A 25,790-nucleotide genomic window follows, 5' to 3' on the forward strand; every position below is an offset into this window, starting at 1 on the left:
GTCGTTCAGGCGCGCGGGTCCTCGATCCAGCGGTACTCCATCTGGGCGGCCGTGCGCCGGGCGTGGTCGCGCCCCACGAGCTCGGCGACGAGCTCCAGGGCAAGGTCGATGCCGGCGGAGATGCCGGCCGAGGTCCACAGCCCGTCGCCGCCCACCCAGCGCCGGTCGGTGACGACGTCGAGGTCGGGGAAGCGGGCGGCCAGTGCTGCGGCATCGTCGTGGTGGGTCGTGACGCTGCGACCGGCCAGCAGCCCTGCCTGCGCGAGCACGAAGGCACCGGTGCAGACCGACGCGACGACCTCGGCCGACGCGGACCGTTCGCGCAGCCACGCCAGGACGTCGTCGTCGGACTCGACCAGTTCGGTGACCCCGCCCGGGACCAGGAGCACGTCCAGGTCCGGGCAGGTGTCGATCGGGGTGTGCACCCCCAGCGTCAGGCCGCCGCGGGCCTGGACGCTGGTGAAGTCGGGGTCGGTGCCCACGCAGAGGACCTCGAAGAGCGGTTCCTCAGCGATCCGCGACGCCACCGAGAAGACCTCGAAGGGCCCGCAGGCGTCGAGCACCTCGACGTCGTCGAAGACCAGGATTCCGACCCTGCGGAGTGAAGACATCAGGAGTCCTGCTGCTCCGTACGGGCGCTGCGCTGGGCGTCAAGACGCTCGTGGGCCTCGGCCAGGTAGCGCAGGCAGGGGGCGTCGTCGGCGGTGAGGTCGGCGTGCTTCGACTCCAGGTGGAGGATCCAGCGGTCCATGGACGCCATGTAGCCGTTGTCCTCGCCGCGGCGGTAGGTGCCCCAGGCGCGGGTGCCCGTGCCGGGGCGCGGAACCTCGCACTCGGTGCAGGTGAACTTGTAGACGAACGAGTCGTCGTCGGCGAGGTCGATGCGGGCCACGGCCAGCGGACCGGCCTCGACGCCGGCCTTCCTCTGTCGGGCGGAACGGCTGGCGGGCACGGAGAACCTCGGTTCGTCGCAGGAGTGGGGGAACTCCTAGCGTAGAGGCGGGGAGCCGAATTTCCCTGCCGCGACGAAGGACCCTGCATGACTCTGGAACAGCCCCGCACTGCACTGAGGGAGCCCGCGGGCGTCAGCGGGCCGGTCCACGACGCCCCACGTCGTGCTCGCTTCGCCAGTCAGGCTCCGCCGCGTCCGCCGTGGGGCAAGGTCGCCGCGGTGACGGTCACCGTGGCCGTGGGCCTGTTGCTCCTGGCCGGTCTCGGTGAGTGGAGCGGCCACCTCCTGCTGATCCCGGCAATGGCAGGAACGATGGCGCTGGTCGCTGCTGCGCCCGCGCTGCCGCTGGCCCAGCCCCGCAACATCGTCATCGGTCAGACGGTCTCGGTGCTGATCGGGGTCGGCGTGGGGTGGATGAGTCATTCGCTGTGGGCTGCCGCGGTGGCTGCGGCGCTCGCGGTGGGCGTGATGCTGCTCCTGCGCAGTGCCCACGCTCCGGCTGCCGCGACCTGCGTGCTCGCGGTCGAGACGACCACGGGGCAGGCGACGTTCGTCCTCTGTGCGCTCGCCGCTGCCGTGGTGCTGACGCTGACGGCATGGATCTCGGGACGCTTCACGAGGACGGGATACCCCACCTACTGGTGGTGAGTGCTGGCCCCGGGGCGTTGCTCAGCAGTCGGTGCGCCCCAGCTGCGCCAGGCCGGCGAGGTCGCCGGGCCCGAACGAGGTCCTGCCGGTGTTCTCGGCGTTCATGAGTTCGCCGCGGTCCTCGACGTGCGCCAGGCCGACGAGGTGGGCGAGTTCGTGGTCGACGATCGCCTGACGTTGGTTGCCCTCGAGCGGGTCGGGCCCGTCGTACGCGTCACGGTCGAGCACGACCTTGCCGGTGACGTAGCGCAGCAGACCGTGGTGTGAGGTCGCGGTGCTGCCGCCGATGCCCGCCACGTCGCCGGCCAACTCGGGGACCTCCTCGGCGTCGGCCCATCGCACCAGCACGGGTGGGGGTGCGCCGTAGCCGCGCCAGGTGATGTCGTTCGCGGTGGTCGTCCCGACGCGTTCGAACCTCAGTCCGGTGGCCTCGGAGACGGTGCGCAGGCCGGTGGAGAGCAGTTCCTCGTGGTCGGCTGGTGCGCCCGCCGGGTTGAGGGCCACGCGGACTGGCTCGCACGGTGGATAGGTGACCGGGCGACCGTCGTCCTGGGTCTGCATGAAGGCGTAGGAACCGGTGGGCTCCTCCACCCAGGGGACGGTCCGGGCGACGAGGCGCTGGAGGCCTTCGAAGCTGGCGCCCGGGGAGAGTGCGATCGTGCCGAGCACGACGCTGCAGGCGAGCAGGCTCCCGGCCAGCAGCGGTGACGTCCTGCGGTCGTCGTCGGGAGGCGCGTCGAGATCCTGCGCCAACCGCTGGCGCCGGACGTTCTCCGTCATCCGCTCGAACACGCCCTCCATCATGGCCGGACGACGCCGGGACGCAAGGTTCGGAGTGGATGGCTTCGCAAAATCTCACCAAAGTCCACGGTGTCACTTGACTTAATGGTCACGAATGAATAAAACTGCATACAGTTGCATGCGACACGGGGGGTGTTGCGGCGCAGAGCCTGATCACACCTCCCGAGGAGCGCGCACCACATGGACACCATCACCTGGGCTGACGAGACCGTCCGCGCCGACCTGGCCGCCGTCCGCGAGCAGAGCCCGTTCATCTACGGCCTCACCAACTTCGTGGCCGCCAACCTGAGTGCCAACGCCCTGCTCGCGCTCGGCGCAGGCCCGGCCTTCGGTGCCGCTCCCGGCTGGACCGCCTCCTTCCCGGCCGGCGCGTCCGGTGTCTTCATCAACGGCGCTTCGCTGATGTCCGCCGCGACCCCTGAGCAGCTGCTCGAGGCGGCCGCGACCGCGCAGGCCGCCGGCACCCCGTGGGTGCTCGACCCGGTCGCCGTCGGTGCGGGCGCCCCTGCCTACGACGAGGTCATGACGGCGCTCCTGGCTCACAAGCCCTCGATCATCCGTGGCAACGCCTCCGAGGTCGCCGCCCTGGCCGGTGGTGCCGGTGGCTCCGGCGTCGACTCCACCCTCGACTCCAGCGAGGTCGTCGACGTCGTCGCCCAGCTCGCCTCCCAGCTCGGCGCGGTCGTCGCCGTCTCCGGCCCGGTCGACTACATCTCCGACGGCACCCGCACCGTCGCCGTCCCCGGCGGCTCGGCGTTCATGCCCCGCGTCACCGGCACCGGCTGCAGCCTCGGCGCCGTCAACGCCGCCTTCCTGGCCGTCACCAACCCGTTCGACGCCGCCGTCGCTGCGCACGTCGTCTACGCCGAGGCCGGTGAACGTGCCGGTGCCCGTTCGACCGGCACCGGATCGTTCGCGGTCGCGTTCGTCGACGAGCTCTCGAACCTCTGACGTCTCACCCCAGACATTCCCCGACGTCGGACACTCGGGTCCGGCGTCACCTCACCCCCTCCTGAGGAGATCCCGTGTCGAAGAAGCAGATGCACCTGGCAGCGTTCATGAACGCCGGTCCGCAGGGGACCGTCGGCTGGCGCCACCCCGACGCGGGCGACGGCTTCCTGACCGCCGCTCACTACACCCACATCGCGAAGGTCCTCGAGGACGCCTGCTTCGACATGGCGTTCGTCCCCGACGCACTCGCCGTGCCCCGCAGCCTGGGTGACTCCTTCGACCCCGCGATCCGTTACGGCTCCGGCAGCCCCCGCCTGGACCCGATGACGGTCCTGTCGGTGATGAGCGCCGTCACCACCCACCTGGGCGTCGCGGGCACCATGTCGACCGGCTACAACGAGCCCTACAACGTCGCGCGTCAGTTCGGCACCCTCGACCACCTCTCCGGCGGTCGTGCGGGCTGGAACATCGTCACCTCCTTCCAGGACGCCGAGGCGCAGAACTTCAACCAGGAGAAGCTGCCCGGTCGCGAGGAGCGGTACGCCCGCGCTGAGGAGCACCTTGAGGTCACCACTCGTCTGTGGGACTCCTGGGGCGACGACACCCTGGTCCGCGACAAGGAGTCGGGTGTCTTCGGTCGTCCCGAGACCGTCGAGGCGATCGACCACAAGGGCGAGTACTTCCAGGTGCAGGGCCCCCTCGGTGTGCCGCGCACCCCGCAGGGGTACCCCGTCCTGATCCAGGCCGGCGCCTCCCCGTCGGGTCGCGACTTCGCCTCGCGCTGGGCCGACGTCGTCTTCTGCTCCCACGAGTCGCTCGAGTCCGGCATCGCGTTCTACGCCGACATGAAGAAGCGCGCCGCCGAGCACGGCCGCGACCCCGAGCAGCTGCTCATCCTCCCGGCGGCCACCACCGTCGTCGGCAAGGACGTTCGCGACGCGATGGCGAAGCACGAGTCGTTCTTCGAACTCGTCGACCCGATGGCTGGCCTGTCGCGTCTGGCGTACCACGTCAACGTCGACCTCACGCAGTACGACCTGGACGGCCCGCTGCCGTCGCTCGAGGTCGTCGGCGTCGAGGGTCACTACCGCGAGGTCGTGGAGTTCGCCGAGCGCGAGAAGCTCAGCGTTCGCGAGATCGGCCGCTGGTACGGCGCCCGCACCGAGGGCAACATGATCGGTTCGGCCTCCGACATCGCCGACACGATGGAGCAGTGGATGGCCGCCGGTGCCGCCGACGGCTTCATGATCCAGGCCTCCCACGTCCCGGCCGCCTTCGAGGACTTCGCCAACGAGGTCGTCCCCGAGCTGCAGCGACGCGGCATCTTCCGCACCGCCTACGAGGGCACCACCCTGCGCGAGAACCTCGGCCTGAACCGTCCCGAGCGTGGCGAGTGGCGCAACCGCGCCGCCTCCGCGCTCACCGCGAAGGCTGCAGCCAAGGACGGCGAGTGAACTGATGGGCTCGGTCCACGAGTCCCCGCTGGTCTCCGCCGACTGGCTCCTGAACCACCTGCAGGACGCTGACGTGGTGGTCCTCGACGCGAGCATCACCCGCGGCGAGGACGCCACCGGCGCCACCGTCTTCAGCGACGGATCGGCGACGGTGCGCGCCGCCCGGATCGCAGGCGCGGTCTTCGCCGACCTGTTCCGCGTCTGGTCCGACCCCGAGGGGGAGTACGGCTTCACCCGGCCGAGCGCCGAGCAGGTGCAGGCCGCGGCGCGTGCCGCCGGGATCTCGCCCGACTCCACCGTCGTCGTCTACGACCAGCTCAGCGGGGCCTACGCCGCGCGGCTCTGGTTCGTGCTGCGCTCATGGGGCTTCACCGGAGTGAAGCTGCTCGACGGTGGCTTCGCGGCATGGACCGCAGCCGGTGGCCCGGTGGAGTCCGGCGACCTCGTGCTCCCGACGCCCGGGTCAGGGTTCGCCCCCGTCGACGCCGGTCTCTTCGCCGATCTCGACGAGGTCCGTGCGATTGCTCTCGGCGACCGTGCTGAGGCGGCCCGGCTGGTCTGCGCGCTGCGTCGTCCCGAGTTCGAGGGCGACCCCGCGCGTGAACGCTCGGGCCACATCCCCGGCAGCGTCAACGTCCCCTACCCGGACCTGCTCAACGAGGACGGCACCGTCTCCGTCGAGCGCACCCGCGCGCTCGCCGCTGCACGGGACCTCGACTCCGACGTCCCGGTGCTGGCCTACTGCGGCGGTGGCGTGAACGCGTCAGGCCTCGCGGTCGCCTTCGCGGAGGCCGGGCTGCCGTTGCCGCGTGTCTACGACGCCTCGATGAACGAGTGGCGTGCCCATATCGAGTTGCCCGTCGTCCTCGGTCCCAGCCCGGTGCAGCCGGCACCGGCTCGGGAGGTGTTGGTGGTCTTCGACATCGACGGCACGTTGCTGCACTCCGACGGTGCTCACAACGAGCTGATCACCGTCGTCCAGGCGCGTCACGGTCTGGACGCCACGATCAAGCCGTTCGGCACCTACACGCACTACACCGACTGGTGTGTGATCGACGAGGTCCACACCGCGACGCACGGCACCCCGGCTCCGGCCGAGCTGCTGGCCCGTCTCGACGACGAGTACGCCGCAGCACTCGACGCCCATCTGGCCACCACCGAGGTGGCCGAGGTCGCGGGTGCCCGGGCCCTGCTCGCCGAACTCGACGCGATGGCGGGCGTCCACGTGGCGTTCGCGACCGGGTCGCTGCGCGGCATGGCGCGGCGCAAGCTCGGACTGGTCGGCGTCGACGCGGACTCCGCTGTGCTGTCGACGTCGCTGGAGCACTACAGCCGTGAGGAGATCGTCCGCGGGGCGATTGAGGAGACCGTGCGTCGGGTCGGTCACGACCGTCTCAACGTGGTGATCCTCGGTGACGGTGCCTGGGACGAGAAGACCGCGCTTGGTCTGGGGATCCCGTTCGTCGGGCTGGCCACGGGAGCGTGCAGCTTCGACCACGACGCCGTGCTGGTCCTGGTGGACTTCGCCGACGTCACGGCCAAGGACCTCGTGGACCTGGCGCGGCGCTGGCCGCGCTGACGACTGCGCTGTACCGACACGGAGCCGCCCCGGGACAGCACGTACCGGTTTATCGGGGTGGCTCTGGAACACTACGACGAATTCATCCACCACCTGCCGACGTGCGGGGGAGAGGAGACCAGATGGCAAGCGTGCGCGACGTCGTCCACGACGCCCTGCTGGCCCGCCTGCTCGCCGGGCACTACACCCACGAGGACTCCCTCGTTCCGCAGGCCCTGAGCGAGGAGTTCGAGGTCTCCCGCACCCCGGTGCGGGAAGCCCTGGGGCTCCTCGAGCGGGACGGTCTGCTGGTCTCCACCTCGCGCGGATTCATGATCCGCAAGCGTCCCGACGAGGAGATGCTGGAGATCTTCGAGGTCCGCGGGATCCTCGAGTCCAACGCCGCGCACGCAGCGGCCACCCGGGCCACCGCCATTGACCGGGCCCGGCTTGCCGAACTCTCCGAGCGCGCGCACGCCACCTGTGATCCCAAGGAGAAGCGTCGGCTCTTCAACCTTTTCCACGACTGCATGCTCGACGCCGCACACAACGCGACGGTCTCCTCGCTGGTCACCACTCTGAGTGCGCAGATCAAGCTCTCCGCGCCGTGGAAGACCGACGAGTCCGACGAGGGGCTGGCTCGTTCCCTCGCCGAGCACGACGCGATCCTCGAGGCGATCCTCGCCGGTGACGCCGACCTCGCGCGGGCCCGGATGCTGGAGCACCTGGCTCACGACCGGGACAACCGGATCAGTCAGCTCGTCGCCCAGGTGCATGCCCAGACCAACGCTGCAGGCTGAGGGGTCGACAGGACGACGTCACGCGTCGTTCTGTCCGGGCGCCGCGTCGACGGCGTCAGGCCCCCACCCGCGTCGGATCACCTCGGCGCGCGCCCGTGCGATCGACCCGTGCTCCAGCGCAGCCACGGCTGAGGTGCCCTCCCAGACCAGGTTCCGGTCGCGACGTACACGGACCGTCATGCTTGCTCCCAGGTGTTCGATCGCGCCGGGCACGTTGCGTCGTTCGGCGGGCAACGGGACCGGCAGCACGTGGGCGTCGCCCAGATGTCCGGTCCCCTCGATCTCGATGCTCCAGCGGGCGCTGCGACCCCGCAACGACCACCGTTCGTCGCTGACATCGGCGTGCACCGGTGAGACCACGGGGTCTCCGAGACGGACCAAGGTGCCGTCGGGCAGGAGCACCACGACCGCGGTGACGGTGGTGCGCAGCGGACCGGCGCTCACCTCACCTCCGGCGAAGGCCACACAGACACGTGGCTCGTCGAACCCGTGCGCCTGCCCCCACCACCACGCGTCGGGGAACCCGCCCTTGCCCCAGTTCTTCTCCGCGTACACCTGCCACCCGTCGAGCTCCCAGGTCTCCTCGCCGACCGTGGCGGTGCCTGTGGCACGCCCACCGAGCAGCCACGGGTGCCAGTACTGGTTGAGCCCCGGCACGCTCTGGAAGACGCTCGAACCGCCGAGGGAGCGCCGCGGCCACGGGACGGATGCGGCGATCCGGACGTCGAGCCGCGCATCAGGCGCGAGGTCGACCCGCACGCGGTCCGGCGTCGCGATGAAGGCATCCCCGGCCTCGACGCCGAGCCTGCGCGGGTCGGCGTGAGCGGTGGGGTGGACGGTGGTGCGGAGGAATCCGTTGGGGTGCGAGGCCAGCCCGAGCGTCGCCCAGGTGCCGTTGGCGGCCCGGTTGACGCCGTTGAGAGCGATCAACGTCCGGGAAGACGAAGGATCGGTGAAGCGCCAGAAGTAACCCTCCATCGCCACTCCGTGAGCGGGCAGAGGGTCGCTCCACGGCAGGTCTGCGCCGCTGGCCCGGTACCTTCTGCGCACGCTGCCGATCGAGGAGGAGAGAGCTCGGGGGAGGAAGGGAGAAGAGGCCATCCCTGAGCATGGCAGAACCGGTCAGCCGATGGGAGTGCGCCGAAGAGGAAGAAGTGGTGCACTGGAGAGGTGGAGCACCACGTCCGTGAGGACGAGAACGGTCGCGACGACGCACGGGAGACGAAGGACGCGCGCCTGCACCGCCGCATGCGCCGTTACCTGTGGCTGATGGGCACCTGCATCGTGCTGATCGTCCTGGCCTGGAACGTGGTGCGGTTCTTCTCGATCACCGCGGCCGTGGTGATGTCGATGATCGCTGCGGTGATCCCACCGATCGCCGTGATCGTGGCGAACAACGGTGAGGACCGCTGACGGTTCGGCTCAGTAGTCCGAGGCGTTGCGCACCGACTCGAAGGCGCTGATGCCCATGTGGCCGGCCTTGGCACGCAGCGGGAACGTCGCCACGGGACGACGCTCCATCTTTGCGGCCGGAGGGTTGCGACGACCGGTGACGGCGTGCACGCGGTTCGCGGTCACGACGTAGCGCGGCTCCTCGGCACCGGCCGGGCTGACGTCGATCAGCAGCCACAGGCCGTCGGGGGCGAAGGAGAGCGCACCCTTCTTCGCGTCCTCGCGCGTCAGGGCGACGTCGTAGTTCTGCATCTGCAGGGAGAAGTCGACCGCACGCGGCTGGCCCTTGCGGGTACCGCGCATCTTCTGGATCGCCTCGATGAACGCACGTTCCTCGCGCGTGATGACGCCGGCCTTCACCCAAGGAGCCTTCGGTGACCCGGGGCCGACCTCAGGACGCTCGTTGCCGCCGCTGACCCAGACATCGCCCCAACTCATGGGGGCATCCTCCCACGGGGACGCCGCGGAACCGTTGTTCGCGCACGCTGCAGCACCGGCGTGCGGCGTCGGGCAGACTTGTCCGGTGTCCGACCCCCTGCCCGACCCCCCGCTTGATCCGCTGCGCACCCTGCTCGCCTCCCCGCCCGACCTCCCGGTTGCGTCCGGGCTGGACGAGCTCGCCGACGCACTCCGCCTCGACGGGGTCGCGGTGCTGCAGGCGCCCCCGGGCAGCGGCAAGACGACGCTGGTCCCGCCGGCGGTCGCGTGTGCCGTCACCGGGAGGGTGGTCGTCACCCAGCCGAGCCGGATCGCGGTCCGGGCCGCAGCCCGACGTCTCGCCGGGCTCCTGGGTGAGCCGGTGGGGGAGAGCGTCGGGTACTCGGTGCGCGGCGAACGCCGTACCGGGCCGGCGACCCGGATCGAGGTCGTCACCACCGGCCTGCTGCTGCGTCGCCTCCAGCACGACCCAGGACTCTCCGGCGTCGGTGCCGTGGTCCTCGACGAGGTCCACGAACGCCACCTCGACGCCGACCTGACCCTCGCGCTGCTTGTCGACGTCCGAGCCAACCTGCGCGACGACCTCGTCCTGGTCGCGATGTCGGCGACGATCGAAGCCGAGCGCACCGCCGCGCTGCTCGCCTCCGGCCCCGCCTCGGCACCCGTCGTCACCGTCCCCGGTGCGCTCCACCCGGTCGAGGAGGTCTGGTGCCCGCTCCCTGCCGGCCAGCGCCGCACCGACGAGCGCGGCATCACTCCCGCTTTTCACGACCATGTCGCCGCGACCGTGCGACGTGCGTTGGCCGACCACCCCGGCGACGTCCTCGTCTTCGTCCCGGGCGTCGCCGAGGTGGACGCCGTCATCCGACGTCTGGGCGGTCTGGACGCTGACGTCCACCCGCTCCACGGCCGACTCCCCGGCGCCGAGCAGGACCGAGCACTCACCGCAGGGCCTCGACGTCGCGTCGTCGTCTCCACCGCGGTCGCTGAATCCTCGCTGACCGTGCCCGGGGTCCGCGTCGTCGTCGACGCCGGGTTCTCCCGCGAACCCCGCACCGACCACCGTCGCGGCCTCGCCTCCCTCGTCACCGTCACGGTCAGCCGTGCCTCGGCGCAGCAACGCGCCGGCCGCGCCGGACGACTCGGGCCGGGTGTCGTGCTGCGCTGCTGGTCCCAGACCGAACATGCCCACCTCGCACCCCACCCCGAGCCGGAGATCGCGACCGCCGACCTGACGTCGTTCGCCCTCGAAGTGGCCTGTTGGGGCAGCGACTCAGTGGACGAACTCGCCCTGCTCGACCAGCCCCCGGCGCACGCCCTCACCGTTGCCCGCACCGTGCTCACCGAACTCGGTGCGCTCACCGACGACGGAAGGACGACACCACGGGGGCGCGCCATGGCCGGTGTCCCGGTCGACCCACGCCTGGCCCGGGCACTGCTCGACGGGGCTTCACTGGTCGGTGCCCGGCGTGCCGCCGAAGTGGTGGCCCTGCTGTCGGAGGACGTCCGTGCTCCGGGCGGCGACCTGGTGGCAGCGCTGCGCCAGATGCGCTCGCAGGACCGTTCGGGCTCCTGGCGGGCGCAGGTGAAGCGCCTCGAAGCGATCGCCCGCGAACATGAGGGGCCGGGAGCGCAGTCGTTGACCGACGACGTTGCCGTCGGACTCGTCGTCGCTCTGGCTCATCCCGACCGGATCGCACGGAAGCGTCCCGGGTCATCGACGTACCTGATGACCTCAGGCACCGGAGCCGCGCTCGACGCCCGCGACGACGGCGCGCTCACCGGCCTCGAATGGTTGGCCGTCGCCGACGCCGACCGACGAGCCGGGCAGCGTGAAGCCCGGATCAGGGCTGCCGCGCCCCTGACCGAAGATCTCGCGCTCGAAGCTGCCGGATCGCTCTGGGACGAGAGTGACGAGGTCGTCTGGGCCGAGGGTCGCGTCCTCGCCCGGCGCCGCACGATGCTCGGCGCGATCGAACTCTCCTCGGCACGGCTCAGCGACCCGCCTGCCGACGCCGTGGCCGACGCGATCCGTGGCGCCATCGCCGCCGAAGGAATCGACCTCCTCGCGTGGTCGGAGTCAGCGGTAGCGCTCCGGGACCGCCTCGACTTCCTGCACCGGGCACTGGGCGACCCGTGGCCCGACGTCAGCGACGCCGCCCTCACCGCGAACCTCGACGCATGGCTGGGGGCGCAGCTGGCGCGCGTGCGTTCTGCCGCCGACCTGCGCCGCATCGACATCACGTCCGCGCTGCGGGCGCTGCTGCCGTGGCAGGTCGCGTCCAGACTCGACGAGCTCGCCCCCGAGCGGGTCGAGGTGCCCAGCGGATCGGTGGTGCGCATCGACTACTCCGTCGAACAGCCCGTCCTCGCCGTCCGTCTGCAGGAGGTCTTCGGCTGGAAGGACGTCCCGAAACTGGCCGACGGACGGGTCCCGCTGCTGTTGCACCTGCTCTCCCCGGCACGCCGTCCGGCCGCCGTCACCGCCGACCTCAACTCCTTCTGGAGCAACGGTTACCCGGGTGTGCGCGCCGACCTCCGCGGGCGCTACCCGAAGCACTCCTGGCCTGAGGACCCCCGCACTGCCGAGGCCACGGCGCGGGTCAAGAACCCCCGCCCGCGCGGCTGACACCTCAGCGGTCGTCTCACCGGTGATCGCGTAAGTACCACCGTCTGGGCCGCGGCCCCGTAGGTTCAGACCATGACCCAGACCGAAGTGCGCGAGACCATGTACGTCACCAACGCTCACGGCAAGGTCCACGTCCGCCCGTGCCCGCACCTGAACGCCAGCTCCACGCTGACCGAGGCGACGGCCGAACAGGTCGAGGCCAACGGCCTCTGTGTCCACTGCGCCCGCGAGATCAACGGTGAGGGCCGCACCTACTTCACCGACCTCACCGCTGCACTCAGCGACTTCGGTCACGGCACCGACGAGGCACGCCGCCTCATCGACGAGGCACTCTCCGGCGTCGAGCACGACGTCGTGTGGGTTCCCGCCAGCAGCGCCTACGTCGCTCTCGGCGCCGAGGGTGAAGGCGTCGCCTGGATCGGGAAGGGATCGGTGTCCACGAAGGTGGGCGGCACCACCGAACTCCCGTGGTTCCGGCCGGTCGCCGCCACCACGGTCGTCAAGGAGGACCTGTACGGCGAGGTGTGCGAGATCCACTTCGTCGTGCGCTCGCTCAACGGCGAGTGCGACATCTGCGACTGAGTCGCACTGCAGTGGTGGCCGTCCGGGTACCGTCCGGGAGTGGCCACCACTCGTCGTTCCAGCTCGCGCCGCAAGAGTTCGTCGTCCCGCCGAGGGAGGACGACGCCCGACCGTCCGTTGCCCGTACTCGGGCCGGGGGAGCGGTACTGGGTGCTCGACGTCCCCTACGGCACGCAGGTGGACGGCGCGACGTGGCACTCGGCGGTCAAGAACCACCTGTACGTCGGATGTTCACTGCCGGCTCACCTCGCGCCGTACTCGCCGGGGCCGTACACGCTGGGGCGCTTCGTCGAGAACACCCTCAACCCCGACGCCCCCACACCGAACCCTGAACCGACCGATGCCCTCGAGCCGCGCCGGATCCAGTTCGAGGCCGCCGACGCGATTGCCGAACGGGCTGCGTCGGGCGGACGGATGTTCCTGCTCGCCGACGAGCCGGGCGTCGGGAAAACGATCTCCGCCGTCCTCGGAGCCTGCGCCGTCGGTGACCTGCGTGGCGCGGAACGGGTGCTCGTGGTCGCGGACCGTCCGGCCGCGATCACCATCGGGCACTGGTGCCGCACCGTCACCGCCCTCGGCGACGGTGGCCTCGACTGGGTGGTTATCACCTGGGACCGCCTGGAGAAGGTCGTCGACCACGACTGGGACGTGATCATCGCCGACGAGGCGCATGCGCTGCGCCGCACGTCGACGAAGCGCTGGAAGCACTGGGCGAAGGTCTCCGGGCACGGCTTGCCGCACGACCAGGCTCCGTTCGTCATCGCCACGACTGCGACCCCGGGGCACACGCCGTTGGAACTGCCCTACCTCGCGCCCGCCTACGCGCAGGTCCACGACGAACCCATGAAGGAATGGACCTCGGCCACCAAGGCCGACGCCACGTTCGCCTCTGCCCTCGAACGCCACGGCGTCGAGGTGGAGCACGGCCGCTACGGCGCCACCTGGACCACCGATCCGCGTCGTCGCGCCGAAGACCTGAGCCGGGTGCGGGGGTGGCTCGCCGAGGCCGAACCGGCGGCGATGCTGCACCGTGCCGCTCCGTGGGGACCGGTGCCGATCTCCGGGATGCCGGTGACGCTGACGCCTGCCGAGCGCGCTGCCTACGAGGCCGAGTGGGGCGAGTTCTGCCGTGAGATGGACCTGGCCCGGCGGGGACGCAACACCGCCAAGGGCCGTGCCGCGCTGCTCCGGTTCCGGCAGAAGGCCGGCCTGATCCGGGTCGACGCGACGGTCGCGTGGATCGCGCAGCAGGTCGCAGCCGAACGTCAGGTGGCCTGCTCGGTCGAGTTCGTCACCACCGCCGCGGACCCGATCGCCGAGCGTCTGCGCGAGGCCGGGATCGAGGTCGCCAGCATCTACGGCCGCGACCGTTTCGACGTCGAGGCCGAACGCCTGCGTTTCCAGACCGGCGAGGCCAAGGTCTGCGTCTTCACCACCGTCGCCTCGATCAGTCTGCACGCCGGCGAGACCCTGCCCGACGGACGACAGGCGTCGCTCACCCCGCGGGTGGGAGTCTTCCACCAGGCCCGGTTCTCCGGGATCGCCGGACGTCAGGTGACCGGCCGTACCCACCGCGACCACCAGGTCTCCCCGTGGCACATCGCCTACGCCGAGGACACCGTTGAGGAGCAGGTCGGCAAGGTGATGGTCGAACGCATCGCGGCGGCATCCGACACCGTCGGCAGCGACACCGCCGGGCTGACCGACGTCGCGCAGTTGCTCGGGGCCGACTGGCTCCCTGCGACGGCCCTCACCGAGGCAGGGAACTGAGGCCGGGTGTGACCGGGGCGTGATGATTCCGGTTCAGGGGACCACGGTGACCCTGGCGGGTGAGGTGGCCCACGGGGACGCGTTGCCGTTGCCCAACTGGCCATCACTACCCACCCCCCAGGCATAGGTGAGCCGGTCATCGGTGATGGCGTAGGTGTTGAAGGCTCCTGCCGCCAGCGTGACCACGCGGCTCGAGGGGAGCATGGCGCCGAGGTTCACGGACACCGGGATTGCGCGGGAATCGGTGGTGCCCTCGCCGAGTTGTCCGAGGTCGTTCCGGCCCCAGGCGTACAGGCGTCCGTCCGAGCCCAAGGCCACGGAGTGGTGGCTCCCAGCCGCGACGTCGATGATCCGGACACCCCCCGGGAGCGCACCCGCAAGGACCCTGGTCGGCTCCAGAACCGGGTCGCCGGTGGCGCCGTTCCCGACCTCTCCCCACGAGTTGGTGCCCCAGGCGTAGACGAATCCGTCGCTGTCCAGGGCGAGGGTGTGGTTCGCTCCTGCAGCGACGGCGACGAGGGCGACAGTCGTCGGGATCGCGCCGTGCGAGATGGCCAGGGGGCGCCCACGCGGGCCGGAGGGCTCCCCGCGCCGACCTGTCCGGCGGTGTTGCGTCCCCAGGCGTACGCCCAACCGTCACTGCCGAGGGCGATGTTGTGGTTCGCCCCGAGACCAGGGCGCGGACGGTGACACCGGCAGGGATCTCTCCGCGGTCGAGCTCCGTCGGGGTCAGGATCTGGGACCCCAGAGCGGTCGGGCCCACCTGCCCGAAGGAGTTGCCGCCCCAGCCGTAGAGCCGACCGGTGGAGCTCAGTGCGATGGTGTGTTCGTTGCCGCCGGCACCGCCGGACCGACCCCACGCGTAGAGGCGTCCGTCCGCCACGGCCACGATATGACGTCCGCTGCCGCCTGCGGCCAAGGCGGTGAAGGGACGGTAGGTGACGGTCCACACGGCGCTCGCGCCACCGTGGCTGGCGGTGAGGACGGTCTGTGCGCCGAGGTCGGGGCGGGCGCCGGGTACTGCACGCAGCACGGTCGAGGCTTGTCCGCCCGAGGTGGTCAGGACGGTGGGGGACACGACTTCCAGCCATGAGTCGTCGGTGAGGCTGAACGTCACGGTGGCTCCGTTCAGCGGGGACCCGTCGCGGCGCAGGACGGCGATGACCTGACGGGATGCAGCGGTGTCCTCGGAGAAGTCGGATGCCCCAGGTGAGAGCGGCGTCAGGGACAGTGCGCCCGAGGTGGCGAACGCTGGCGCAGCGGCGGTGATGACCAGAGCGGGCATCGACCACGCTGCGGTGGTCACGGCGGAACGCCGCGTCAGTCCGCGTCCCGATGCGTCGGACGACGCCCCGGGGGCAAGTGTGTTGTCGGTGTCGTCGTGGGTCATGGCGTGCTCCGGGGCTCTGGCTCGTCGGAGGCCGGCATCGCCTGCATGGGGGATCAGTCAGAAGTTACACATTGTCCAGCCGGCATGTCCTGAGTCTTTCGAAGTGCTCTCGAGGTGTGCGTCGTGACGGTCACGCGAATTCTGCGCGAGGGATGACGTTGACCGACGGGCAGTGAGCCCGAGAAGAATGTGCCGATGATGCAGCGTCCGACTTGTTCGGAAGCGTTCTCCGCACATTCTTCGGCCGACATGAGGGCAGGCGAACAGGCCGGCCTGTAAGCCGGGTTCTGTCCCACTTGCGTGGGGGCGACCATCCATCTACGACGCCAGTTGCCTGACGCCTCGTGCGGTCTACCCGTGCACTCGGGCGAGCAGCCCTCGAACGTGCACGCACCGTCCTTGCGGACGGCTTCTTGACCTTGCTCCTGGTGGGGTTTACCTAGCTGATCCAGTCACCTGGACCACTGGTGGTCTCTTGCACCACCGTTTCACCCTTACCTCCCCGGAGGGAGGCGGTCTATTTTCTGTGGCACTGTCCCGCGGGTTGCCCCGGGTGGCTGTTAGCCACCACCTTGCCCTGTGGAGCCCGGACTTTCCTCGGCCCCGAGAGTTGCCCCTCGAGAACGCGGTCGCCCGGCCGGCCTGTTCGCGAGCCCCACTCTATGCCTCTGGCCTCCGCCGTGCACGACGGCGGGTGGGGCAGCGGTGACTCAGGAGCTCTGTTCCTCGACGGTGGAGCACTCGGAGGTGAGCCGCTCCCTGAACAGGCGCCCCAGGTGGTCGTCCTCGAAGGAGCAGGAGCCGCGATCCAGCCAGGCGGCGAAGGCGGACTCCCGAGAGACGTGCGCGTAGGCCGGAGCGACGCCTCCCAGAACGTCGAGCTGCTCCAGGGTGATGTCGAGGACCCGTGCGTCGGGGGTGCTGGCGGCGAAGGTCAGCTGGGTGACGTCGCCGTCGGTGGCGACGACGCCGTCCTTGCCTGCCAGCGCAGCCAGGGCAAGGAACTGGGCACGCTCCTCGGCGTCGGGGAAGGCTGCGGCACCGGTCAGGGTCCAGGCCTGTGACTGGGAGGTGGTTGCCGACCACCGCGCGTCGGGGAAGGTCGTGGCGTAGGCCTCCTCTGCATCGGTCAGGGCGGCGACGACCTCGGCGGCCCCACCGTCGACGGTCATCTCGGTGAACCCGAGGGCGAGTGCGGGGGAGGCGAGGTCAGGGGTCTTCGCGTCGATGGTCGTGCGCACCGCGGCTGCCTCCAGAACCTCGGTGGCGGCATCGAGACGGGCCACGGCCTCGTCCGCTCCCACCTCCTCCGGTCGCGTCTCGAGGGTGATCTGGTCGTCCCCGAGGCTGACGGAGATCTCGCCGAGCCAGCGCTGGTCCGTGCCGGAGTACTCGGCGTGGACGGCGCGAACGAGTTCCTTGGCGTCGTCCAGGGTGGCGTCATCGGTCAGGGTCACGGCATATCCGTGCAGATCCTCAGAAGATCCCTGGTCGGCGGGGACGTAGGAGCGCTGGACGTCGCCGACCAGGGGGCGGTCCGCGATCCGCTTCTCGACCGCGAGGTTGAGCTCCTGGCCGTCGTCGACGGCGGAGCACGCGGTGAGAGCCCCAGAGGCCGCGACGGCGAGAGCAAGGGTGGCGAGCTGGAAGGTCGTGGTGATTCGCATGGGTCGAGCATGGCGTCCCATGGGCGGCGTGGGCATGGGCTCCAGTACTCATTCGGCATGCGCAGGGGCACCCGCATGTGGTCCAGACCAGAGCAAAACCTTGTGCAAACCTTTGTCAAACCTTTGACGAAGCATGAACACGCTGGATAACGTCTCGGTGAACAAGGTCACGAGACGCTGTTCACACGCCGTTCGTCCGGTTGTACTGGGCGCCACACGCACGAGCCACCCAGGAGTGCGCATGCATCCCCACCCCGCCGACCTCGTCGTCCTGCTGGACGCTGAACGACGTCCTGCCGGCACCGCGCCCCGTGAGAGCGTCCACGGCACGTCCACGCCCCTGCACCTGGCGTACTCCTGCTGGGTGATCGGACCCGACGGCCGTTTCCTGCTCACCCGCCGGGCACTGTCGAAGCGCTCCTGGCCCGGCGTGTGGACGAACTCGTTCTGCGGACACCCGCGCCCGGGGGAGGAACTCGCCGCTGCCGTCGTCCGGGGGAGTCGTACCGAACTCGGAGTCACCGTCACTGAGGTGAAGCCTCTGCTGCCCGACTTCGCCTACTGCGCCGTCGACGCCGCCGGGATCGTCGAGAACGAGGTCTGCCCTGTCTTCCTCGCTCGCCTCGACGCGGACGAAGCCGCCGAGCTGGCACCCCACCCCGACGAGGTCGCCGAGCACGTCTGGGTGAGCCTCGCCGACCTGCGCTCTGCCCTCGACGTGGCGCCGTGGTCCCTGAGCCCGTGGTTCCGCAAGCAGGCAGCACTCCTCGACGACGCCACCTGGGCTGCGCTCGAGTCCGACCGCGGCAACGCCGCCAGCGAAGGAGCAGCAGCATGAGCCTCCAGGGCCAGATCGACGACCTCACCCTCCCGGCCGCCTCCGCGCCCTACCTCCTCGGGGGCCTCGGACTGGACCGTTCCATGCTCGGGATCGCGTTGCGCTCCGCCACCGAAGGGGGCAAACGCTTCCGTCCCTGGCTCTTCACCACCGCTCACGCAGCACTGGCCAGCGACGCCTCACCTCAGGTCGAGACCGACGTTCTGGACCGCATCGGCGCCGCGATCGAGTTGATGCACACCGCATTCGTCGTCCACGACGACGTGATCGACAACGACGACACGCGCCGCGGTCGCACCAGCGTCCCCGGATGGTTCCGCGGCTCCACCACCAGCCCTTCGCCCGAGTACCCCCGCGCCGGGGCGATCCTCACCGGGGACCTCGCTCTCGCCGCAGCGATCCGCGGGATCGCGACCTGTGGTGCTTCGCCGGCCGTCACCACAGCACTCCTCGACCTCTTCGACGCGACCCTGCGTGACTCCGCCGTCGGTGAGCTCGCCGACGTCCGGTTCACCCTCAACGGCCACCTGCCCACCAGCGACGACGCACTGGCCGTGGCCGAGCTCAAGACTGCCGCGTACTCGTTCGTGCTCCCGCTGCGCGCGGCCGCGATCGTTGCCGGGGCGAACGACGACGTGGTCGAGCAGATCGGCCAGCTGGGGCGCCACCTCGGCATCGCCTTCCAGCTCCGCGACGACCTTCTCGGCACCTTTGCGGCCGACACGCTCGGCAAGGACCCCGACGGTGACCTCCGCGAGGGCAAGCGCACCCCGCTCGTCGTGCACGCCGCCGCGAGCGCTCACTGGTCCCGGATCGAGCCGCACCTCGGCGACCCCGACCTCACCCCGGCCCACGCCGACGACGTCCGCCGCGCACTCGTCGCGGCCGGGTCGGTGCAGCACGTTGAAGGCTTGGTGGCCCGCCACCTGCGTCTCGCGCGGCGGCACTCAGCCCGGCTCGGTCTCACCGAGACCGTGGTCGACCCGCTCACCGCCACCTGGCAGCCCGTCCCCGTCGACGCCCGGATCGCCGCGTCCGGCAGCATTTCCACTGCAGGAGTGGCATGAACATCACCTTCGGTCGACCCCGCTCCGTCCCTGCTGCACAGAGCCCGTACCAGCTCTACGACGAGGTGGCCGAGGCCGCCGCCGACGTCGTGATCCGCCGTTACTCGACGTCGTTCGGGGTCGCGTCACGACTGCTCGCCGCGCCGGTGCGCACCCACGTCCGCAACATCTACGCACTCGTCCGGGTCGCCGACGAGATCGTCGACGCCCCGCGTCCTGGCGGTGACGACGCTGCCCGCGCCGCCTTGCTGGAGGAGTTGCACGCCGAGACCCTGCGTGCGCTCGACACCGGTCACTCGGCCAACTTGGTGGTCCATGCCTTCGCGCGCACCGCCCGCACGGCTGGGATCAACGCCACCTTGATCGCCCCGTTCTTCGCCTCGATGGCGATGGACCTGCACCGCACCGTCCACGACCAGGCCTCGTTCGACGCCTACGTCCACGGCTCGGCCGAGGTGATCGGGCTGATGTGCCTGCGCGTCTTCCTGCTCGAACACGCCACCCCCGAGGCAGAGTACGACCGGCTGTACGACGGCGCGAAGGCCCTCGGAGCCGCGTTCCAGAAGGTCAACTTCTTGCGCGACCTCGCCGCCGACCACGACACCTTGGGACGCAGCTACTTCCCGGGCCTCGACGTCGACGCCTTCGACACCGCCACCCGTGACCGGCTGCTCGACGACATTGACGCGGACCTCGCCGTCGCCGCCGCGGCTCTGGGGCAGCTGCCCGCCTCCAGCCGCCGTGCCGTGCGGGCCGCCCACGCCCTCTTCGCGGATCTGGCCCACCGCCTGCGCCGCACCTCGCCCCACGCCATCCGCACCCGACGCGTCCGGGTCCCGTCCCCGCGCAAGGTCCAGTTGGTCGCGCTCGCGTTCGCCGCCCGGGGCGACGCATGAGCCGCCGCACCACCCCGCTGCGCCGTCCCCGCCACGACGTCACCGGCGCCCGCAGCGCCGTGGTCATCGGTGGGGGAGTCGCGGGCCTCGCCACCGCCGCCCTGCTCGCCGCGGACGGACTCGAGGTCGAACTCCTCGAACAGCGCGACGAACTCGGCGGCCGGGCAGGCTCCTGGGAGAAGGACGGGTTCCGTTTCGACACCGGCCCGTCGTGGTACCTGATGCCCGAGGTGTTCGATCACTTCTACAAGTTGCTCGGCACCAGCGCCGCCGAACAGTTGGACCTCACCGTCCTCGACCCCGGCTACCGGGTCTACTACCAGGACCACGACGCCCCGCTGGAGACCCGCGTGTCCCGAGGTGACAACGTCGCGGTCTTCGACGCCGTGGAGCCCGGCGCCGGGGCAGCACTGGAGAAGTATCTCGATGCAGCCGAGGAGACCTACCGGCTCGCGATCGAGCACTTCCTCTACACGTCCTTCGAGCACGTCGGTGACGTCGTCAACGCTGACGTCCTGCGGCATGCGAAGACGCTCGCGCCGATGCTGCTGCGCAGCTTGAAGTCGTACGTCGGGTCGCAGTTCTCCGACGAGCGGCTGCGCCAGGTCCTGGGCTACCCGGCCGTCTTCCTGGGCGGGGCGCCCGAACGGATCCCCGCTCTGTACAGCCTGATGAGTCGGATGGACCTCGACGACGGCGTCCTCTACCCCCAGGGCGGATTCGCCGCGTTCGTCGACACCCTCGTCGCGCTCGCTCAAGCCAACGGCGTCGTCATCCAGACCGGTGCCACCGCGACGGCCATCACCACCACGGCCGGGGAGAACGGCTCCGCGACGCCTTCGGTGACGGGTGTGCGCTGGACCGACGACAGCGGCCGACAGGTCTGGAGCCCCGCCGATCTCGTCGTCGGAGCCGCCGATCTCCACCACGTCGAGACGCAGCTCCTCCCTGCGGCGTTGCAGAGCTACCCGGCCTCCTACTGGGAGAAGCAGGACCCGGGCCCCGGGGCGGTCCTGCTCTACCTCGGCGTGCAGGGCGAGCTCCCCGAACTGACCCATCACACGATGTTCTTCACCACCGACTGGCAGACCAACTTCGACGGCGTCCTGGGCGACCGTCGCGGCCGCAACAAGTATGTCCCCACTCCTGCGTCCTCCTATGTCTGCAAGCCCAGCGCCACCGACGCCGGTGTCGCGCCCGAGGGTCACGAGAACGTCTTCGTCCTCGTCCCTGTGCCCGCCGACGTCACCCTGGGACGCGGCGGTGAAGACGGTGCCGGTGACCCGGAGGTCGAGAAGATCGCCGACGCTGCGATCGCCCAGATCGCCGAGTGGGCCGGCGTCCCAGACCTCGCCGAGCGGATCGTGGTGCGCCGCACCGTCGGTCCTGGGGACTTCGCCGCGGACCTGAACGCCTGGTCCGGGACGATGCTCGGCCCCGGACACCGGCTGTCGCAGAGCGCCTTCTTCCGGACGAAGAACGCATCCAGGAAGGTCGACGGCCTTCTCTACGCCGGCTGCAGCACTCTGCCCGGCATCGGACTGCCCATGTGCCTGATCAGCGCCGAACTGGTGCTCAAGCGGGTCCGTGGCGACCGTCGCGGAGGAGCCCTGCCCGAGCCGTTCGCCCATTGCCCTGAGATGCCGAGCCGGGGGACGGACGTTCCCGAGAACGCCGGGGTGGAGGCGTGAGTCTGCTCTACCTCACGTTCCTGCTCGTCTCCCTGGTCTGCATGGGGACGATCGACGCCCGGTTCAAGCTCTTCCTCTTCCGACGTCCGCGGGTGGCGCTGCCGGTCGTCGTCGCCGGGTTCGTGCTCTTCGTGGTCTGGGACCTGGTCGCGATCGCCACCGACATGTACGCCAAGGGCGAGTCCCGCGCCATGACCGGGATCGACGTCGCCCCGCACCTCCCGATCGAGGAACTGGTCTTCATCACCTTCCTGACCTACATCACCGGCGTCATCCACTTCGGCTTCCTGCGTCTTCTCGACGTCGGCCTGCTTCCGCGGGCCGTGGCAGAGGGGCAGGGGAAGCGATGACCTACGCCGGACTCGTCGCCCTGTTCCTGGCCGCCTCCGCCGTCCCGTTCGTCGCCGCTGTGCTGCTGCGACGCCCGGGGCGACGGTGGTGGGCCGCCCAAGGGCTCACCCTGCTGGCCCTGGGGGTTCTCACGGCCGTCTTCGACTCCCTCATGATCGCTGCCGACCTGTTCCGTTACGAGGAGAGCCACCTGTCGGGCCTCCACGTCTGGTTGGCTCCTGTCGAGGACTTCGCCTGGCCCCTGGCCGCGGTGATGGTGGTTCCGTCGCTGACGCTGCTCCTCGACCGCACCGCGGGGGACCTTCCCGCACGTTCCCAGGAGGACGCATGACCAGCACGACCACCGCTCTGGAGGCTTCCGTGACGCGGCAGCGTGGCATCTGGAGCACGGTGGGGACGGTGCTGGGGTCGTCGCGTCCGTTGTCCTGGGTCAACACCGCGTTCCCGTTCGGTGCCGCCTACCTGCTCGTCGGAGGAGAGGTGGACATCGCCTTCTGGGTCGGCGTCGTCTTCTTCCTGGTCCCCTACAACCTCGCGATGTACGGGATCAACGACGTCTTCGACTACGAGTCCGACCTGCGCAACCCGCGCAAGGGAGGCGTCGAGGGCGTCGTCCTGGACCGTTCGATCCACCGGGTGACGTTGTGGTCAGCCGCATTGAGCTGCCTGCCGTTCGTCGTCGTCCTGCTCGCGCTGGGTGGGTTCACCTCCGCTCTGGTGCTGGCCGTGAGCCTCTTCGCGGTGGTGGCGTACTCGATGGCCGGACTGCGGTTCAAGGAGAAGCCGTTCCTGGACTCGGTCACCTCCGCGACCCACTTCGTCAGCCCGGCTGCCTACGGCCTCGTGCTGGCCGCTGACCGCGGCGTCGCAGCGGACTGGTCGCTGGGCGTGTGGGGTGCGTTGGTCGGGTTCTTCCTGTGGGGCATGGGCTCGCACGCCTTTGGCGCCGTCCAGGACGTGCGCGCCGACCGTGAGGGCGGACTCGCCTCGATCGGCACTGTGATGGGGGCGCGCACCACCGTCTGGTTCGCGCTCGGGTGCTACGTCGTGGGCGGTCTGGCGTTGCTGGCGATGCCGTGGCCCGGGACGCTGGCCGCGGTGCTGGTGCTGCCCTACGTCGCCAACGTGGTGCCCTACCTGGGCATCACCGACGGCGACTGCGAGCGCGCCAATGACGGCTGGAAGCGTTTCCTCTGGCTCAACTTCCTGGCCGGCTTCCTGGCCACGCAGCTGATGATCGTCTCGGCGATGGGCTGGCTCTGAGCCGTCACCGCTGATGAGACGGGGCGCCCGTCAGTGCGTCGCCCAGACCGCCAGTTCGTTGCCGGCCGGGTCGGAGAAGTGGAACCGACGTCCACCGGGGAACGTGTACGGCTCGGCCGGCTTGCCACCCGCGGCTGAGACCTCGGCGTGGGTCGCGTCGAGGTCGTCGGAGTAGATGATCACCAGCGGAGACCCGACGCCGGGCGTGCCGGCAGCGTCGAGGCCGCCGATCTCTCCTGACGAGTCGGGGCAGGCGATCCCGGCGTACCCGGGTCCGTAGTCGACGAACGTCCACCCGAAGACGTCGCCGTAGAAGCGCTTGGACGCCTCCAGATCGGGGGCGGCCAGTTCCACGTAGTCGATGCGGTGGTGGCGAGACATGCCCACGACGCTAGCGACCGTTCCCTGACGTGCCGTGCGTCGTCGGCACTCCGTCGAGCCTTTCATGCGTGTGGAAGTACCACTGGGGCGGACAGGAAGCATCTGGGCGTTCGCTCCCTTGCGGAGCACGCCTTGCCTGCACCAATGGAGGTGTCAGAACGTTCGTTAGATTGAAAATGAGGTCGATTGATTCACGATTCACCCTGCGAGGCGGGCTTAGGCGCAAGAATCGTTCGATCGATTTTCTTCATTGCCTAACGATCGTTATGTAACACTGTCGCTCGACAGGCCACGGTGATGCGACCACGCGTCACCTCGATCCGAGGGACTCTGCCATGCCCATCAGCCCTACTCAGACCGCCTCGCCCGAGGAGCTTTCCGCGCTGCGCGACGCCGTGCGCGCCGTGAGCCAGAAGTACGGCCACGACTACTTCGTGACCAGCAGCGGGGACGGGAGCAACGCCCGTGCGTTCTGGGGCGAACTGGGAAGCATCGGCGCGCTCGGCGTCGCGATTCCCGAGGAGTTCGGTGGCGGCGGCCAAGGGCTCGAAGCGCTCGCCGTCGTGGCTGAGGAGATTGCTGCCAACGGCCTACCGATGATGCTCATCGCACTCTCGCCCGCGGTGTGTGCCACGATGCTCGCCGACCACGGCAGCGCGGCTCAGCAGCAGGAATGGCTTCCCGACCTGGCAACGGGGGAGAAGATCCTCGCCTTCGCGATCACCGAACCCGACGCCGGGTCCAACACCCACAACATCACCACCAAGGCCGTCTTCGAGGACGGTCAATGGGTGATCACGGGTCAGAAGTACTACGTCTCCCATGTCGACAACAGCGATGCTCTGGTCGTCATCGCCCAGGCCGAAGGTGGTCCGGATGGGCTCCCCGCCGGCCCCAAGGCCTTTCTGGTGCCTTCGGACGCGCCCGGCCTGACCCGCACCGAGATCCCGGTGGAGATCACCTCGCCCGAGAGCCAGTACTCGCTCTTCTTCGACCGAGTCCAGGTCGCTGGCGACGCCATCGTGGGCGGCGAGAAGGGCCTCGGTGTTCTCTTCAGCGGGCTCAACCCTGAGCGCATCCTCAGTGCCGCACTCCTCAATGGCATCAGCCGCTACGCCATCGACAAGGCTGTCGCCTACGCCCGTGAACGCTCGGTGTGGGGCCAGCCGATCGGTGCACACCAAGCCATCGCCCACCCCCTCGCTCGCGCCGAGACGCGACTCGCGGCCGCGCGCTTGCTCACCCTCGAGTCGGCCCGCGCCGCCGATCGCGGTGAACCCGGCGGAGTTGCAGCAGCGATGGCGAAGGTGGAGGCGTCCGAGACCGCCGCGATGGCACTCGACGCCGCGATCCAGACCCACGGCGGCAACGGCATGGCGCGTGAGTACGGGCTCAGCACCTTGTCCGGCCTCGTGCGCTTGTTCCGCATTGCTCCGGTCAGCACCGAGATGATGCTCAACCACATCTCGCACAAGGCCCTGAAGCTTCCCCGGTCCTACTGATGACCGCCTCGTCCTCGGATCGCGGTTGCACGGTCACCACTCACGACCGTCTGGTCCATCTGCGGTGGGACGGCACCCGAGCCAACGCGCTCGGGGCCGACCGGTACGACGTCCTCGTCGAGACCCTGCAGAGGCTCGACGAGGGGCACGTCCTGCTCGTCACTGCCGCAGGGCGTCACTTCAGTGCCGGTCAGGACCTCGAGGAGTGGAATCACGGGTTGAGTGCCGGCATGACCGCCCAGATCCTGCGCCGCGGGACCGATGCCGTCCTCGGGCTCCTGGAGACGCCGGCGACCGTCGTCGTGGGCGTCAACGGTGCCGCTGTCGGCGGTGGCGCTCTCGTGGCGGCCGCCGCCGATCTGGTGGTGCTGGCCGACGACGCACGGCTGCGCGTGCCCGAACTCGAACTGGGCATGCCGTTGGGCGCCTCTGTCCTGGCCAGGCTGGTCGGCAACCCCGCTGCCCGACGTCTGAGCCTCACCGGCGCGTGGTGCCCGGCCCGGGAGGTCGCTGTGCACGGAGGTGTCGAGGTCGTGGAGCCGCCATCGGTTCTGGAACGTGCCACCGAACTGGCACGTCGATGCCTTGACCAGGACCCGGTTGCCCGGGCCGCAGCCCGAAACTTGTTCGGTGACGGCGAGCGTCGTCGCGTCGCCGCGCTCTATCGAGCCGAGGTCGAGGCCACCCTGCGCCTGTTCAGCTGAAGGCT

26 protein-coding genes, 1 other RNA gene and 1 pseudogene are annotated in these 25,790 nt (G+C 70.0%); 18 read left to right on the forward strand and 10 right to left on the reverse strand.

All coding sequences use genetic code 11. The annotated features are described in order from the left end of the window. Window positions 1-5 precede the first annotated feature (5 nt). A complete protein-coding gene (locus EOV43_RS05855) occupies window positions 6-611 on the reverse strand; it encodes a DJ-1/PfpI family protein (protein ID WP_128220098.1) in 606 nt (201 codons plus the stop codon). Then, window positions 611-952, reverse strand: a complete 342-nt coding sequence (locus EOV43_RS05860) for a hypothetical protein (RefSeq protein ID WP_128220100.1) — start codon at window positions 950-952, stop codon at window positions 611-613. The genes EOV43_RS05855 and EOV43_RS05860 overlap by 1 nt, the downstream gene beginning before the upstream one ends. Window positions 953-1,039: 87 nt before the next feature. Between EOV43_RS05860 and EOV43_RS05865 the strand changes: the two genes are divergently transcribed. Beyond that, entirely contained in the window at window positions 1,040-1,600 is a 561-nt protein-coding gene (locus tag EOV43_RS05865) for an HPP family protein (protein WP_128220101.1), read from the forward strand. Between the two features lie 21 nt (window positions 1,601-1,621). Here the strand turns inward: EOV43_RS05865 and EOV43_RS05870 are convergent, their stop codons facing one another. Next, entirely contained in the window at window positions 1,622-2,392 is a 771-nt protein-coding gene (locus tag EOV43_RS05870; RefSeq protein ID WP_128220103.1) for a zinc metalloprotease, read from the reverse strand. A 189-nt stretch (window positions 2,393-2,581) separates the two neighbouring features. Here EOV43_RS05870 and thiM point away from each other — a divergent pair, with 189 nt between their 5' ends. The 4 genes from thiM (at window position 2,582) to EOV43_RS05890 (ending at window position 7,164) form a co-directional block, all read left to right on the forward strand. After that, window positions 2,582-3,352 (forward strand): hydroxyethylthiazole kinase, encoded by a 771-nt coding sequence (gene thiM / locus EOV43_RS05875; RefSeq protein WP_128220104.1) that lies wholly within the window; start codon window positions 2,582-2,584, stop codon window positions 3,350-3,352. A gap of 74 nt (window positions 3,353-3,426) precedes the next feature. Next, window positions 3,427-4,806 (forward strand): LLM class flavin-dependent oxidoreductase, encoded by a 1,380-nt coding sequence (locus tag EOV43_RS05880; RefSeq protein WP_128220106.1) that lies wholly within the window; start codon window positions 3,427-3,429, stop codon window positions 4,804-4,806. 4 nt (window positions 4,807-4,810) lie between these two features. Continuing rightward, window positions 4,811-6,385, forward strand: coding sequence for a rhodanese-like domain-containing protein (locus EOV43_RS15370; protein WP_128316363.1), 1,575 nt, complete (start codon window positions 4,811-4,813; stop codon window positions 6,383-6,385). A 122-nt stretch (window positions 6,386-6,507) separates the two neighbouring features. Next, window positions 6,508-7,164: a GntR family transcriptional regulator gene (locus EOV43_RS05890; protein WP_128220107.1), complete on the forward strand. Its 657-nt coding sequence runs from the start codon at window positions 6,508-6,510 to the stop codon at window positions 7,162-7,164. Window positions 7,165-7,182: 18 nt separating this feature from the next. Here EOV43_RS05890 and EOV43_RS05895 read toward each other — a convergent pair whose 3' ends face one another. Then, window positions 7,183-8,265, reverse strand: coding sequence for a tocopherol cyclase family protein (locus EOV43_RS05895; protein WP_128220108.1), 1,083 nt, complete (start codon window positions 8,263-8,265; stop codon window positions 7,183-7,185). 69 nt (window positions 8,266-8,334) lie between these two features. On the opposite strand from EOV43_RS05895, the gene EOV43_RS05900 reads away from it, so the two are divergent. Then, a complete protein-coding gene (locus EOV43_RS05900; protein ID WP_239022248.1) occupies window positions 8,335-8,577 on the forward strand; it encodes a DUF3099 domain-containing protein in 243 nt (80 codons plus the stop codon). 9 nt (window positions 8,578-8,586) lie between these two features. Here the strand turns inward: EOV43_RS05900 and EOV43_RS05905 are convergent, their stop codons facing one another. Continuing rightward, complete coding sequence (locus EOV43_RS05905) at window positions 8,587-9,054, reverse strand: hypothetical protein (RefSeq protein ID WP_128220110.1); 468 nt, start codon at window positions 9,052-9,054, stop codon at window positions 8,587-8,589. Window positions 9,055-9,151: 97 nt separating this feature from the next. Between EOV43_RS05905 and hrpB the strand changes: the two genes are divergently transcribed. The 3 genes from hrpB to EOV43_RS05920 all read left to right on the forward strand — a co-directional run bounded on the left by hrpB (window position 9,152) and on the right by EOV43_RS05920 (window position 14,035). After that, a complete protein-coding gene (gene hrpB / locus EOV43_RS05910) occupies window positions 9,152-11,683 on the forward strand; it encodes an ATP-dependent helicase HrpB (RefSeq protein WP_239022290.1) in 2,532 nt (843 codons plus the stop codon). A 72-nt stretch (window positions 11,684-11,755) separates the two neighbouring features. Continuing rightward, a complete protein-coding gene (locus tag EOV43_RS05915; protein WP_128220113.1) occupies window positions 11,756-12,265 on the forward strand; it encodes a hypothetical protein in 510 nt (169 codons plus the stop codon). A 39-nt stretch (window positions 12,266-12,304) separates the two neighbouring features. Continuing rightward, window positions 12,305-14,035, forward strand: a complete 1,731-nt coding sequence (locus tag EOV43_RS05920) for a DEAD/DEAH box helicase (RefSeq protein ID WP_128220115.1) — start codon at window positions 12,305-12,307, stop codon at window positions 14,033-14,035. Between the two features lie 33 nt (window positions 14,036-14,068). Here EOV43_RS05920 and EOV43_RS05925 read toward each other — a convergent pair whose 3' ends face one another. The 4 genes and pseudogenes from EOV43_RS05925 to EOV43_RS05940 all read right to left on the reverse strand — a co-directional run bounded on the left by EOV43_RS05925 (window position 14,069) and on the right by EOV43_RS05940 (window position 17,092). Next, the gene (locus EOV43_RS05925; RefSeq protein ID WP_128220117.1) at window positions 14,069-14,668 is read right to left on the reverse strand and encodes an RCC1 domain-containing protein; all 600 of its coding nucleotides are present in this window, start codon (window positions 14,666-14,668) and stop codon (window positions 14,069-14,071) included. Window positions 14,669-14,810: 142 nt separating this feature from the next. Next, window positions 14,811-15,425, reverse strand: a pseudogene (locus EOV43_RS15950) (RCC1-like domain-containing protein); the annotation flags it as partial. Between the two features lie 260 nt (window positions 15,426-15,685). Then, window positions 15,686-16,070, reverse strand: an RNA gene (gene rnpB / locus EOV43_RS05935) — RNase P RNA component class A. Window positions 16,071-16,135: 65 nt separating this feature from the next. Then, window positions 16,136-17,092 carry a hypothetical protein gene (locus EOV43_RS05940; RefSeq protein ID WP_128220119.1) on the reverse strand — a complete coding sequence of 319 codons (957 nt, stop codon included), beginning with the start codon at window positions 17,090-17,092 and terminating at the stop codon, window positions 16,136-16,138. Between the two features lie 241 nt (window positions 17,093-17,333). On the opposite strand from EOV43_RS05940, the gene idi reads away from it, so the two are divergent. From idi to EOV43_RS05970, 7 genes are read left to right on the forward strand one after another with little or no spacing between them, the layout of a single operon-like run. Next, on the forward strand, window positions 17,334-17,930 hold the full coding sequence (idi, locus tag EOV43_RS05945) for an isopentenyl-diphosphate Delta-isomerase (RefSeq protein WP_128220121.1): 597 nt from the start codon (window positions 17,334-17,336) through the stop codon (window positions 17,928-17,930). Beyond that, window positions 17,927-18,997 (forward strand): polyprenyl synthetase family protein, encoded by a 1,071-nt coding sequence (locus EOV43_RS05950; protein ID WP_128220123.1) that lies wholly within the window; start codon window positions 17,927-17,929, stop codon window positions 18,995-18,997. The genes idi and EOV43_RS05950 overlap by 4 nt, the downstream gene beginning before the upstream one ends. Then, window positions 18,994-19,893, forward strand: coding sequence for a phytoene/squalene synthase family protein (locus tag EOV43_RS15375; protein ID WP_164878793.1), 900 nt, complete (start codon window positions 18,994-18,996; stop codon window positions 19,891-19,893). Before EOV43_RS05950 ends, EOV43_RS15375 begins: the two co-directional genes overlap by 4 nt. Next, the gene (gene crtI / locus EOV43_RS05955; RefSeq protein WP_164878792.1) at window positions 19,890-21,584 is read left to right on the forward strand and encodes a phytoene desaturase family protein; all 1,695 of its coding nucleotides are present in this window, start codon (window positions 19,890-19,892) and stop codon (window positions 21,582-21,584) included. Before EOV43_RS15375 ends, crtI begins: the two co-directional genes overlap by 4 nt. Next, the gene (locus EOV43_RS05960; RefSeq protein WP_128220125.1) at window positions 21,581-21,934 is read left to right on the forward strand and encodes a lycopene cyclase domain-containing protein; all 354 of its coding nucleotides are present in this window, start codon (window positions 21,581-21,583) and stop codon (window positions 21,932-21,934) included. The genes crtI and EOV43_RS05960 overlap by 4 nt, the downstream gene beginning before the upstream one ends. Then, window positions 21,931-22,266, forward strand: a complete 336-nt coding sequence (locus EOV43_RS05965; protein WP_128220127.1) for a lycopene cyclase domain-containing protein — start codon at window positions 21,931-21,933, stop codon at window positions 22,264-22,266. Before EOV43_RS05960 ends, EOV43_RS05965 begins: the two co-directional genes overlap by 4 nt. After that, window positions 22,263-23,198, forward strand: a complete 936-nt coding sequence (locus tag EOV43_RS05970) for a prenyltransferase (protein WP_128220129.1) — start codon at window positions 22,263-22,265, stop codon at window positions 23,196-23,198. Before EOV43_RS05965 ends, EOV43_RS05970 begins: the two co-directional genes overlap by 4 nt. A 30-nt stretch (window positions 23,199-23,228) precedes the next feature. Here the strand turns inward: EOV43_RS05970 and EOV43_RS05975 are convergent, their stop codons facing one another. Then, the gene (locus EOV43_RS05975; protein ID WP_128220131.1) at window positions 23,229-23,579 is read right to left on the reverse strand and encodes a VOC family protein; all 351 of its coding nucleotides are present in this window, start codon (window positions 23,577-23,579) and stop codon (window positions 23,229-23,231) included. A 335-nt stretch (window positions 23,580-23,914) separates the two neighbouring features. On the opposite strand from EOV43_RS05975, the gene EOV43_RS05980 reads away from it, so the two are divergent. Then, window positions 23,915-25,081: an acyl-CoA dehydrogenase family protein gene (locus tag EOV43_RS05980; protein WP_128220133.1), complete on the forward strand. Its 1,167-nt coding sequence runs from the start codon at window positions 23,915-23,917 to the stop codon at window positions 25,079-25,081. Next, window positions 25,081-25,785 (forward strand): enoyl-CoA hydratase/isomerase family protein, encoded by a 705-nt coding sequence (locus EOV43_RS05985; protein WP_128220135.1) that lies wholly within the window; start codon window positions 25,081-25,083, stop codon window positions 25,783-25,785. Before EOV43_RS05980 ends, EOV43_RS05985 begins: the two co-directional genes overlap by 1 nt. The last annotated feature ends 5 nt before the right edge of the window (window positions 25,786-25,790 follow it).

It is taken from the genome of Nocardioides yefusunii, assembly GCF_004014875.1.
In the GTDB taxonomy this organism is placed as follows: domain Bacteria; phylum Actinomycetota; class Actinomycetes; order Propionibacteriales; family Nocardioidaceae; genus Nocardioides; species Nocardioides yefusunii.